Origin of the sequence: Komagataeibacter xylinus, from assembly GCF_004302915.1 — a bacterium.
Lineage (GTDB): Bacteria > Pseudomonadota > Alphaproteobacteria > Acetobacterales > Acetobacteraceae > Komagataeibacter > Komagataeibacter xylinus_C.
On record NZ_QQBI01000002.1, the window covers coordinates 62066 to 74538 of the forward strand.

Consider the following 12473-nt stretch of genomic DNA (forward strand, 5'->3'; position numbering starts at 1 on the left):
AGTTCCGTACCCCCTACTATCATGCATGATGATGCCGCCCTTGACGACAGCCCAAACCGAACAGCCCGCGCCCGGCACCGACATGCCTCCCCTTTCGCCCCGCCGCACAAGGCTCATGGCGCTGATCGTGTCGAGCCTGATGATGATGGAACAGCTCGATGGCACGGCGCTGACCACGGCGCTGCCCGCCATGGCAACGGACTTCCATGTCGATATTCCCCAGACCAGCATCACGCTTACGGTCTACATGCTGGGGCTTGCGGCCCTGATCCCGGCCTCGGGGCGCATTGCCGAGCGGTTTGGCAACCGGGTCACGCTGCGCTGGGCCATTATCGTGTTCCTTGGCGGCTCGCTGCTGGGCGGGCTTGCGCCCAACCTGCCCGTGCTGGCGCTGGCGCGGCTGGTGCAGGGGCTGGGCGGGGCGATGATGGTGCCGGTGGGGCGGCTCGTGATCCTGCAGAACGTGCCCAAGTCGGAGCTGATGTCGGTCATGGCATGGGTCATGCTCACCGCCACCATCGGGCCCATGGCGGGCCCGGTGCTGGGCGGCGTGCTGACCTCGGCACTGTCATGGCGGTGGGTGTTCTACCTCAACATCCCGCTCGGGCTGATCGCCATCGGGCTGATCGGGCGGTTCATTCCGCAGGTGCGCATGCCCCATCCCCCTCCGTTTGACCTCAAGGGCAACATGTGGTGCGCGCTGGGGCTGGCGGGGCTGATCTTCGGGCTGGAACTGCTGACCCATTCCGGCACGGCCCGCATCGTGGCCTGCGCCCTGCTCGTGCTGCCACTGGTATGCAGCGTGGCGTATATCCGCCACGCGCGGCGGGTTGCGCACCCGGTGCTTGACCTGTCGCTGCTGCGGGTGAGCACCTTCCGCATCTCGGTTATCGCGGGCGCATGCACGCGCATCGCCACCGGGGGCATCATCTTTCTCCTGCCTTCCCTGCTGCAGACCCGCTTTGACGCGAGTGCCGCCCAGAGCGGGCTGATCACCGTCATCGCCCCCGTGGGCGCGCTGGCCATGCGCTTTGCCACACCCGCGCTGTACCGCGCCCGGGGCTACCGCGCGGTCATGTGCGCAAGCAGCCTGACCCTGCCCGGCGTGTGCCTGCTGCTGGCCCTGTACAACCCCGCCATGGGCATGCTCGCGCTACTGGCGCTGCTGGCCATGCATGGCATGGGCCAGACCATGGTCTATACCGGCTACAACACCATAGCCTATGCCGACATGCCGCCTGCACGCATGGGGGCGGCGACAAGCCTGTATTCAACCGCCCAGCAGGTCATGCTCACGCTGGGCATATGCTTTGCGGCAGGCACCCTGACCTCCGCGCGGCTGGTGCTCCCGCCCTCGCTCCAGATGCAGGACTACCGCCTGACCTTTATCCTGTGCGGCCTTGTCGCCACGATCGCACTGCCCGTCCTGCTGCGGCTTTCACCCGGTGCGGGGTCGGCGGTGAGTGGTCATGACCACACCGCCGCACAAAAGGACCGGTTATGAAACATCAGGAGGTTTTGGCCCTTCCACCCGCCGCACAGGATGTTACATTCACTAACTTATTCCATTCACGCGCCATGTTAATACTGGGACGATCCCAGGTTCGACCTTACGCTTTTTTCATAATGGCCCGGTTATTCACGCGGCCCCCATCCGACAGCAAGCAGGCAGAAACCCGACCGCATGGATACAACGCCCCCCCCGCCCCGCGCCAGCGCCACACCCACGCCCCCGACCGACCGACCGCGCCGTGGGCGGCGCGTGCTCTACCTGGCGGGCGGGGCGCTGGCGGTCGTCCTTGCGGTCGCTTTCCTGCGCCCCCATGCCGGCACCCACAAGAAGCACGCCACAAGCGGCGACCAGCCGGTGGCGGTCACCGCCGTAAGCAGGGGCGACATGCCCGTGGTGCTGACGGAGCTGGGCACGGTGGTGCCCATCACCAACGTCACCGTGCAGTCGCGCATTGATGGCTACCTGATGCAGGTGCTCTTTACCGAGGGGCAGCACGTGCACAAGGGCGACCTGCTGGCCCTGATCGACACCCGCCCCTATGAGGTGCTGCTGGCGCAGTACGAAGGCCAGCTGGCGCAGGACGTGGCCCAGCTCAAGGCCGCCCAGGTGGATAACGCCCGCTACCAGCGCCTGATCCAGCAGAACAGCGTTGCCGCCATGACGGCCAAGGACCAGCAGTACAAGGTCGAGCAGCTCGAGGGCACGGTCAAGGCCGACCAGGCGCTGGTCGATAACGAGAAACTCCAGATCACCTACTGCCATATCGTAGCCCCCGTTGACGGGCGCGTTGGCATCCGTGAAGTGGACATGGGCAACTACATCACCGCAGGCCAGACCAATGGCCTCGTGATCCTGACGCAGATGCAGCCGATCTCGGTCATCTTCACCGTGCCCGAAAACGATATCGGCCCCGTGGCCACCCGCCTGCGCGAAGGCACACCGCTCGAGGTCGATGCATGGGACAGCGCCAACCTCAACAAGATCGCAGCCGGCCAGGCCAGCGTGCTTGACAGCCAGATCGATACCTCGACCGGCACGGTGCGCATGCGCGCGATCTTCCCCAATTCCCAGGAAGAGCTGTTCCCCAACCAGTTCGTCAACGCCCGCATGCTGGTCAGCACCGACCATGATGCCCTGCTCGTGCCCACCAATGCGCTGCAAAATGGCCCCAACGGCCAGTTCGTGTACGTCGTCAAGGCGGACAGCACGGTGGAAGTGCGCAACGTCAAGACCGGCCATGCCAACAACACCATGACCGTGGTGACGGACGGCGTGAAGGAAGGCGAGCGCGTGGTGACCGATGGCGTGGACCACCTGCGTGATGGCGTGAAGGTCAGCATTCCCCAGGCTGCCGACGGCACCGCCGCCCCGCAGAAGGGCAAGGAATAGGGTGCGCGCCCGCCTGCCCGCCCCCCTGCCTGACCTGCCCTGCGCGTTGCCGGAGATTGCCGCGTGAATCCCTCCCGCCTTTTCATACACCGTCCGGTCGCGACCACGCTGCTCATGCTGGCCATCCTGCTGGCGGGGCTGCTGGGCTATCACTTCCTGCCCGTATCGGCCCTGCCGGATGTGGAATACCCCACCATTACGGTGCAGACCTTCTACCCCGGCGCCAGCCCCGATGTGATGGCCACCTCCGTCACCGCCCCGCTTGAAACACAGCTGGGCGAGATGTCGGGGCTGGAGCAGATGACATCGCGCTCATCGGGCGGCGCATCGGTCATTACCCTGCGCTTTGGCCTGACTATGACCATGGACATTGCCGAGCAGGAAGTGCAGGCCGCGATCAACCAGGCGAATTCCCTGCTGCCGACCGACCTGCCCGCTCCCCCGGTCTACGCCAAGGTCAACCCCGCCGACACGCCGGTCGTGACCCTTGGCATCTCGTCAAAGACCATGCCGCTGACGGAGGTGGAGGATTACGTCGATACCCGCCTGGCCGAGAAAATAAGCCAGATCTCGGGCGTGGGGCTGGTGACGCTTTCAGGCGGCAACCGCAAGGCGCTGCGCGTGCGCGTCAACATCCCCAAGCTGACCTCGTTCGGCATTGACCTCGATACGCTGCGCACCACCATCGGCAATGTGAACATCAACTCCCCCACCGGCACGTTCGATGGCCCCAAGCGCGCGACCACGCTGCGCATCGATGGCCAGATCACCGGGGTGCAGCAGCTGCTTGACCAGGTCATCGCCTACCAGAACAACGGCCCCGTGCGCATCCGCGACGTGGCCAGCGTGGTGATCGGCCCCGAGAACACCGAGCTTGCCGCCTGGGCCAACCGCACGCCGGCCCTGGTCATGAACGTGCAGCGCCAGCCGGGCGCCAACGTGATCTCGGTGGTGGACAACATCAAATACGCCCTGCCCCGCCTGCAGGAATCCCTGCCGCCGGGCATCACCATCACGCCGCTTACCGACCGGACCACCACCATCCGCGCCTCGGTGGAGGATGTGGAGTTCGAGCTTGGCCTGGCGCTGGTGCTGGTCGTGGGCGTGATCTTCGTGTTCCTGCGCAACGTGCCGGCCACGCTGATCCCCAGCCTGTCGGTGCCGCTGTCGCTGGTGGGCACGCTGGCGGTGATGTACCTGTTCGGCTTCTCACTCGACAACCTCTCGCTCATGTCGCTCACCATCGCCACGGGCTTCGTGGTGGATGATGCCATCGTCATGATCGAGAACATCGCCCGCTACATCGAGATGGGCGACACCCGCATGCAGGCGGCGCTGAAGGGCGCGGGCGAGATCGGGTTCACCATCATCTCGCTCACCGTATCGCTGATCGCGGTGCTGATCCCGCTGCTGTTCATGGGGGACGTGGTGGGCCGCCTGTTCCATGAATTCGCCATGACGCTGGCGGTCACCATCATCCTCTCCGCCGTGGTCTCGCTCACGCTGGTGCCCATGATGTGCGCCCGCCTTTTGCATGAGCACGACACCAAGCATGCCGAACCCGCCTGGTCAGCCACCATCGAGCGCTGGACGGTCGCCACGATCGAGGGCTATGGCCGCGCGCTCGATGTGGTGCTGCGCCACCGCAGGCTCACGCTGGGCGTGTTTGGCGCAACGCTGATGCTGACCGGCGTGCTGGCGGTGATCATTCCCAAGGGGTTCTTCCCCGTGCAGGACACGGGCGTGATCCAGGGCATATCGGTCATGGCGCAGTCCACCTCGTTCAGCGCCATGAAGCGCCACCAGCAGGAACTCGCCGACCGGATCCTGCAAGATGAGGACGTGGCCAGCCTGTCCTCCTTCGTGGGGGTGGACGGGCAGAACGTCACCCTCAACCAGGGGCGCTTCCTCATCAACCTCAAGCCGGTGGACAAGCGCTCATCCACCGCGCAGCAGGTCGCAACCCGCCTGCGCGCCGAGACCGCCGACATACCGGGGGCCGAACTGTACGTGCAGCCGGTGCAGGATCTCTCGCTCGACACCTCGGTCGCGGCCACGCAGTACCAGTTCCTGCTCGAAAACCCCGACTACAACCAGTTCACCACCTGGGTGCCGAAATTCATCGCCCGCCTGCAGCAGGAAAAAGCGCTGTCCGACGTGACATCGGACCTGCAGGCAGCAGGGCTCGTGGCACATGTCGACCTCGACCGCACCACGGGCGCGCGCTACTCGATCACGCCGCAGACCATCGACAACGTGCTGTATGACAGTTTTGGCCAGCGCCAGATCTCGACCATCTTCACCCAGTCCAACCAGTACCGCGTGATCCTCGAGGCAACGCCCAGCTTCCAGCAGGACATGGGCTCGCTGAGCCAGATCTACCTGCCGGGCATCAGCGGCAATGCGGGCGAGAGCACGTCCGGCCCCACCCGCTCGCCCACCTCGGGGCTGGTGCCGCTCTCCTCCGTCACCACGGTAACGCAGGATACCGCGCCGCTATTGATCACGCATGTGGGGCAGTTCCCGGCCACGACCGTCTCGTTCAACGTAAGGCCCGGCTACGCGCTGGGCGATGCGACGGATGCGATCGAGCGCGCGGAGAAGGACATCCACCTGCCCTCGAGCTTCCAGACCTCGTTCCAGGGCACGGCGGCGGCCTTCCGCAGTTCGCTGTCAAACGAGGCCTGGCTGGTGCTGGCGGCCCTGGTTGCGGTCTATATCGTGCTGGGCATCCTGTATGAGAGCTTTGTCCACCCCATCACCATCCTCTCTACCCTGCCCTCGGCTGGCATCGGCGCGCTGCTGGCGCTGTGGCTGACGGGATCGGGGCTGGATGTGATGGGCATCATCGGGCTGGTGCTGCTGATCGGCATCGTCAAGAAAAACGCCATCATGATGATCGACTTCGCGCTTGAGGCCGAGCGGGTGGAGGGCATGACGCCGCTGCACTCCATCCGCCACGCCGCGCTGCTGCGCTTCCGCCCCATCCTCATGACCACGCTGGCCGCCATGCTGGGCGCCGTACCGATGATGCTGGGCACCGGCACCGGCTCGGAGCTGCGCCGCCCGCTGGGCATTGCCATCGTGGGCGGGCTTGCGGTGAGCCAGCTGCTCACGCTGTTCACCACCCCGGTCATCTACCTGCTCATGGACGGGATCAGCCAGAAGCTGGCCCGCCGCTTTGGCACGACGGATGAGGCCGGGCCTGACGGTGGCCAGCCCGGCCCGCAGGCTTCTGCATGAACCCGCTTGCCATCTTCGTGCGCAGGCCGGTCGCCACCGTATTGCTGACGGTGGCGCTGATCCTGGGCGGCGTGATCGGCTACACCACCCTGCCAGTGGCGGACATGCCCAATGTGGACTTTCCGGTCATACAGGTGCAGGCGCAGCAGGCCGGTGGCTCGCCCGAGGAAATTGCAAGCTCGGTGGCCGCCCCGCTCGAGCGGCATCTTGGCGCCATTGCCGACCTGACGGAGATGACCTCGCAGTCATCAGCCAACCAGGCGCGGATCACGCTGCAGTTCTCGCTTGACCGCGACATCAACGGCGCCGCACGCGACGTGGAGGCCGCCCTTCAGGCCGCCCATGCCGACCTGCCCTCCTCGCTGCGACAGAACCCGAGCTACTTCAAGGCCAACCCCAACGGCGCGCCGGTCATGATCCTGGCGCTGACCTCGCGCACGCGCACGCCGCCGCAGCTTTATGACCTGGCCTCGAACGTGCTGCAGCAGCACCTCTCGCAGATTCAGGGCGTGGGCCAGGTCGAGATCGGTGGCAGCTCGCTGCCTGCCGTGCGGGTGGAGATGAACCCGCTGGCGCTGTACAAATTCGGCATCGGGTTTGAAGATATCCGCGCCGCCCTCGCCTCGGCCAACGCGCATACGCCCAAGGGCTTCATCGACCAGGGCGACAACCGCTTCGTGCTGTCCACTAACGACCAGGCGCATAACGCCCAGGCCTATCGCGACCTGATCGTGGCCTACCATGACAGCCGCCCCGTGCGGCTCGAGGACGTGGCCTACGTGCATGACAGCGTGGAGGACGTGCGCAACGCGGGCTACGTGGATGGCAAGTCCGGCGTGCTGGCCATCATCTTCGCGCAGGCCGGGGCCAACATCATCAACACCAATGACCAGATCCGCGCGCAGATCCCCATGCTGCGGGCGGCATTGCCCGCGGATGTGGACCTTGGCAACTTCATGGACCGCTCCACCACCATCCGCGCGGCCCTGGCCGACACGCAGTTCACGCTGGTGCTGTCGGTCGTGCTCGTGGTGCTGGTGGTGCTTCTGTTCCTGCGCTCGCCGCGCATCACCATCATCCCCGCCATTGTCGTGCCGACTTCCATCATCACCACCTTCGGCGCGATGAAGCTGATGGGCTATTCGATCGACAACCTTTCGCTCATGGCGCTGACCATTTCCACCGGCTTCGTGGTGGATGACGCCATCGTGGTGGTGGAGAACATCAGCCGCCACATGGAGGCGGGCATGGACCGGCTGCAGGCCACCCTGCTCGGCACGCGCGAGGTGGCATTCACGGTGCTGTCGATCACGATGTCGCTGATTGCGGTGTTCCTGCCCATCCTGCTGCTCAGCGGGGTGGCGGGGCGCCTGTTCCATGAATTCGCCATGACGATGTCGCTGACCATCGTCATCTCCATGGTGCTGTCGCTCTCGCTCACCCCCATGATGACCTCGCGCCTGCTCAGGCAGTACGAAAAACCCACCGCGGGCGGCGGTGTGTTCGGGCGCATCGGCCTGTGGCTGGAAAGCGGGCTGAATGCGGCCCAGCAGGGCTATGCACACTCGCTGGAATGGGCGATCACGCACCGCCGCATCACCATCCTGTCGCTGCCCGTCACCATTGCCATCATGGTTGGCCTGTTCATCAAGATGCCCAAGAGCCTGTTCCCTGAATCGGATACCGGCATGCTGATGGGCCACCTGATGGGCGACCAGTCTATTTCGTTCCAGGCCATGCAGTCGCAGGTCCATACCGTGCAGTCCGCCATCATGGCGGATCGGGACGTGGCGCATGTCATGGGCTTCATGGGCGGGCGCGGCAGTTCCAACCAGGCCAACATGTTCGTAACCCTCAAGGACAAGTCGGAGCGCAACGACACCCCCGCCCAGACCATTGCCCGCATCTCGCACCGGCTGCGCAACATGGTGGGGGCGACATTCTATGCCTCCGCACCCGGGCAGCTGCGCATTGGCGGGCGGCAGAGCAATGCGGCCTACCAGTATTCGCTGCATTCCGATTCCTCGAAGGATCTGTACAAATGGACGCCGCTGCTGGTCTCGGCGTTGCAGAAGCATCATGAGCTGTCCGATATTTCATCGGACGTGCTGCAGGGCGGCTCGGCGCTTGACGTGCAGATCGACCGCGACACCGCAAGCCGCCTCAACATCACGCCGCAGCTCGTGTCGAACACGCTGTATGATGCGTATGGTCAGCGCTCGGCCTCGGTCATCTATAACGCGCTGAACCAGTACCGCGTGGTGATGGAGGTCGAGCCCCGCTTCTGGGCGGACCCGACCACGCTCAAGCAGGTCTGGGTGAGTGTGGCGGGTGGCACGGCGGGCGGCGGCACGCAGTCCAACACCATCCGCGTCAAGACCGATACGGGCACCACCGCCTCGCAGCTCAGTGCTGAATCCTTCCGCAACCAGGTGGCCAACAAGCTGGCGGGCGGCAACAGCGCCTCGACCGGTTCGGCGGTTTCCACCAGTTCGGAATCCATGGTGCCGCTCACGCTGGTCTCCACCCTCAAGCCCACCAAGACCGCGCTCAGCATCAACCATGACGGGCAGACGGTCTCGAGCACGGTTTCGTTCAACCTGAGCAATGGCGTCTCGCTCAGCCAGGCGGTGCAGATCATCAATGAGGAAATGGTGCGCCTGCACATGCCCGACAACATACAGGGCGCGTTTGCGGGCAATGCCGCGCAGTTCCAGAAATCGGTCAATAACGAGCCGCTGCTCATCCTCGCCGCCCTGGCTGCGGTGTACATGGTGCTGGGCATCCTGTATGAAAGCTACGTGCACCCGCTGACCATTCTCTCCACCCTGCCCTCGGCCGGGGTGGGCGCGCTGCTGGCGCTGCAGTTCTTTGGGGAGGCGTTCTCGCTGATTGCCATGATCGGGGTGATCCTGCTGATCGGCATCGTGAAGAAAAACGCCATCATGCTGGTCGATTTCGCCATCACCGCCGAGCGTGATGAGGGGCATAGCGCGCTCGAGGCCATCCGCACCGCCTGCCTGCTGCGCTTCCGCCCGATCATGATGACCACGTTCGCCGCAGCCCTGGGCGCGCTGCCGCTCATCTTCGGCCATGGCTACGGCTCGGAGCTGCGCCGCCCGCTGGGCATCGCCATCGTGGGGGGGCTGCTCGTCAGCCAGGCGCTCACGCTTTATACCACGCCGGTTGTCTACCTCTATCTCGACCATATGGGGGCAGCCTGCCGCGGCTTTTTCAACCGGCTGTATGGACGGCTGTCCCGACGCCATCGTCTTTCCCACCAGCAGGATTCCTGAACCGGATGACACGTCCCTCGCCATCCCCCATCCGTGCCAGCCATGCGCCCGGCCGCCGCCTGCGTCTTGCCCTGGCCCTTGTGCCGCTCGCGGCCCTGAGCGGGTGCATGATCGGGCCGAAATACCATCGGCCCGCCGCCATCGTCTCGGCCCATTTCAAGGAATTGCGGCCCGAACCTGGCTGGGAAGCCGCCAACCCCAAGCTTGCGGAACTGCCCAAGCATGACTGGTGGACAATCTATAACGACCCCGTGCTGAACGCACTGGAGGCGCAGGTTGCGATCTCGAACCAGAACGTGAAGCAGTACGAGGCCAATTACCGTAACGCACGCGCCATGATCGACAGCGTGCGCGCCCAGCTTTTCCCCACCATCAGCGGCAGCCTTGGCTTCAACCGCGCGGGGCATGGGGCGGGGTCTCTTTCTTCCTCCGGCAGCAATTACGCCAAGGAGGGCTCGACCTATAACACCTATGATATCGGCCCCAGCGCCAGTTGGGATCTCGACATCTGGGGCAAGATCCGCCGGCAGGTGCAGGAGCAGGTGACGGCGGCGCAGGCGAGTGCGGCCGACCTGGCCAACGCCACGCTGTCCTATCAGGCGCAGCTGGCCACGGCCTATTTCAACCTGCGCTACCAGGACAGCCTGACCGACCTTTTGCAACGCTATGTCCACTTCAATGAGCAGGCGCTGCAGATTACCCAGAACCAGTTCGAGGCGGGCACGGCAGACCCGACCGCCGTGCTGCAGGCCCGCACCACGCTGGAGCAGAACCGGGCCTCGCTGGTGCAGGCGGGCATCAACCGCGCGCAGTATGAGCACGCCATTGCCGTGCTGGTGGGCAAGCCGCCCGCCGATGTCACGATCGCCCCGGCGGAACTGTCGCGCACCGTGCCGCCCATTCCGGTCAGCGTGCCGGCCGACCTGCTGCAACGCCGCCCCGACATTGCCGCTGCCGAGCGCACGATGGAGGAATACAACGCCATGATTGGCGCGGACATGGCCGCCTTCTTCCCCGACATCACCATCAATGCCAGCTATTCACAAAGTGGCGGCGACCCGGTGACCTCGCTGATGCAGGCTTTGAACCGGGTGTGGTCGCTTGGCGCTTCCGCCACCGAAGTGCTGTTTGAAGGCGGATCGCGCACGGCCGCCGTGCATGAGGCCAACGCCCAGTATGACAGCGCGGTGGCCACCTACCGCCAGACCGTGCTGACGGCCCTGCAGAACACGGAAGATCAGCTCTCGAACCTGCGCATCCTGGCCGAGCAGAACGCCCAGCAGCAGAAGGCGCTCGACCTCGCCAACCGCACGGTCGAGGTCTCGCTCAACCAGTACCAGGCCGGAACCGCGATCTATACCACCGTCATCACCAACGAGAACTCGGCCCTGAGCGATGCCGAGACGCTGCTTGGAATCCAGCAGCAGCGCATGGTCGATAGCGTGAGCCTGGTGCAGGCCCTTGGCGGCGGATGGGATACCTCCCGCCTGCCCAGCAAGCACTCGCTGCAAAAGGACAACCCGCTCCTGCCTTCCTTCATCCAGAAGGACACCAACAAATAGGCATGAAAAAACCCCCTGCACCGCGTGGCGCAGGGGGTTTTTGCCTGAGGGCCAGCAGGTTGCTACCGGAATAACGTGTTGGCCGAGAACAGCACCAGCAGCACCACGATCACGAAGCACGCAATGGCGATGAAGAACAGAATCTTCGCCATCCCTGCCGAAACGGCGGAAATGCCACTGAAGCCGAACACGCCGGCCACCAGCGAGACAATAAGAAAAAACAGCGCCAGTTTCAGCATGGCTTATTTCCTTGCAAATCAGTCATGCCCCATTCAACGCGGCAGCATGGCATATGTTGCCTCAGCCGCGCCTGCGGCGCAGGAACGCGGTTACGAGAAAGCCCAGAAAGGAGGCGCCCAGCAGCGCCATGAGCGGGCGGTCGGCGGTCACGTCACGCAGGCTGTCGCAGATCTCGCCCATGCCCTGCTGGGCTGCACCGCCCGCGCCCTGCATGCGGGCTGACAGCGGCATGCCGGAATCACCAACAAAACCATCCAGCCCATCCTGGAGGCGGCCGATGCCTTCCTCGAGATGCGCTTCAAGATTGGGGGGATTTGTCATGGTCTGTCTTCCCTATGCTTGCCAGGGGCGCAGGCCCGACCGCCCTGCCCCCATGCCTTCATGCCCACCTGCGCCAGGCAGGGTGAGTGCCGAGACTTATCATATCTCCGATGCCTGCCAATAGGCCGCATCCGCGCCGGGGTCGGGTTCACCAGCAATGAGCCGCCTCATCCGCTCGGCCATGGCCTGCACGGCAGCCCCCTCACGCGGGCGTGGCCCCACCATGAAGTCGCCCTTCACGCCTGCAGGGTGGCCGTGCAGGATGATGATCCGGTCCGCCAGCAGCAGGGCCTCGTCAAGGTCATGGGTCACGAACAGCACCGTGCCCTGCCGGCGGGTATGGATGTCGAGCAGTTCGCATTGCAGGCTGGCGCGCGTAATGGCATCGAGCGCGCCAAAGGGTTCATCCATCAGCAGCAGGTCGGGTTCCACCGTCAGCGCGCGCGCAACCCCCACACGCTGGCGCTGCCCGCCCGAAAGCTGGCGTGGCCACCGTGCTGCCCTGTCGGCCAGCCCCACCAGTTCAAGGGCTGCCATGGCGCGTTCGTGCCGCTCGGCGCGGTTCAGCCCCAGCCCCTCAAGCCCGAGTTCCACATTACGCCGCACGCTGCGCCATGGCATGAGCTTGGCATCCTGAAACACCATGGCGGTGGGCCGATGCGCCTGGGCCGGGCGCGATTGCAGGGTCACCTGCCCCTCGCTGGGCTGCACAAGCCCCATGATGACGCGCAGCAGCGTGGACTTTCCCACGCCCGAGGGGCCAAGCAGCGCCACGAACTCACCGGCCCGGATTTCAAGATCGACATGACGCAGGATGAAACTGTGCCCGTGATCGTGCGACAGGCCGATATTCTCAAGCCGCACCACGACTTCCGCCGCGCTGGCGGGGTCTGTCTCGCGTATAGCCAT

Annotated in this window: 8 protein-coding genes; 5 read left to right on the forward strand and 3 right to left on the reverse strand. The window is 65.0% G+C overall.

Translation table 11 applies throughout. The annotated features are described in order from the left end of the window. Positions 1–115: 115 nt before the first annotated feature. The 5 genes from DV027_RS01960 to DV027_RS01980 all read left to right on the forward strand — a co-directional run bounded on the left by DV027_RS01960 (position 116) and on the right by DV027_RS01980 (position 11003). The gene (locus DV027_RS01960; RefSeq protein WP_130730419.1) at positions 116–1504 is read left to right on the forward strand and encodes an MFS transporter; all 1389 of its coding nucleotides are present in this window, start codon (positions 116–118) and stop codon (positions 1502–1504) included. A gap of 180 nt (positions 1505–1684) precedes the next feature. Further along, the gene (locus tag DV027_RS01965) at positions 1685–2902 is read left to right on the forward strand and encodes an efflux RND transporter periplasmic adaptor subunit (protein WP_130730305.1); all 1218 of its coding nucleotides are present in this window, start codon (positions 1685–1687) and stop codon (positions 2900–2902) included. Positions 2903–2965: 63 nt separating this feature from the next. After that, a complete protein-coding gene (locus DV027_RS01970; RefSeq protein WP_130730306.1) occupies positions 2966–6145 on the forward strand; it encodes an efflux RND transporter permease subunit in 3180 nt (1059 codons plus the stop codon). Further along, on the forward strand, positions 6142–9441 hold the full coding sequence (locus tag DV027_RS01975; protein ID WP_130730307.1) for an efflux RND transporter permease subunit: 3300 nt from the start codon (positions 6142–6144) through the stop codon (positions 9439–9441). The genes DV027_RS01970 and DV027_RS01975 overlap by 4 nt, the downstream gene beginning before the upstream one ends. 5 nt (positions 9442–9446) lie before the next feature. Then, positions 9447–11003, forward strand: a complete 1557-nt coding sequence (locus DV027_RS01980) for an efflux transporter outer membrane subunit (RefSeq protein ID WP_207303395.1) — start codon at positions 9447–9449, stop codon at positions 11001–11003. Positions 11004–11065: 62 nt separating this feature from the next. Here the strand turns inward: DV027_RS01980 and DV027_RS01985 are convergent, their stop codons facing one another. The 3 genes from DV027_RS01985 to DV027_RS01995 form a co-directional block, all read right to left on the reverse strand. Beyond that, positions 11066–11242 (reverse strand): DUF1328 domain-containing protein, encoded by a 177-nt coding sequence (locus tag DV027_RS01985; RefSeq protein WP_130730308.1) that lies wholly within the window; start codon positions 11240–11242, stop codon positions 11066–11068. Positions 11243–11303: 61 nt separating this feature from the next. Then, complete coding sequence (locus tag DV027_RS01990; RefSeq protein WP_130730309.1) at positions 11304–11564, reverse strand: hypothetical protein; 261 nt, start codon at positions 11562–11564, stop codon at positions 11304–11306. Between the two features lie 99 nt (positions 11565–11663). Further along, entirely contained in the window at positions 11664–12473 is an 810-nt protein-coding gene (locus DV027_RS01995; RefSeq protein ID WP_408884443.1) for an ABC transporter ATP-binding protein, read from the reverse strand.

Coding starts and splice junctions, on each gene's coding strand:
- DV027_RS01985 (WP_130730308.1), bottom strand. CDS start 11,242: ATGCTGAAACTGGCGCTGTTTTTTCTTATTGTCTCGCTGGTGGCCGGC.
- DV027_RS01980 (WP_207303395.1), top strand. CDS start 9,447: ATGACACGTCCCTCGCCATCCCCCATCCGTGCCAGCCATGCGCCCGGC.
- DV027_RS01965 (WP_130730305.1), top strand. CDS start 1,685: ATGGATACAACGCCCCCCCCGCCCCGCGCCAGCGCCACACCCACGCCC.
- DV027_RS01960 (WP_130730419.1), top strand. CDS start 116: ATGGCGCTGATCGTGTCGAGCCTGATGATGATGGAACAGCTCGATGGC.
- DV027_RS01975 (WP_130730307.1), top strand. CDS start 6,142: ATGAACCCGCTTGCCATCTTCGTGCGCAGGCCGGTCGCCACCGTATTG.
- DV027_RS01995 (WP_408884443.1), bottom strand. CDS start 12,473: ATGGCTATACGCGAGACAGACCCCGCCAGCGCGGCGGAAGTCGTGGTG.
- DV027_RS01990 (WP_130730309.1), bottom strand. CDS start 11,564: ATGACAAATCCCCCCAATCTTGAAGCGCATCTCGAGGAAGGCATCGGC.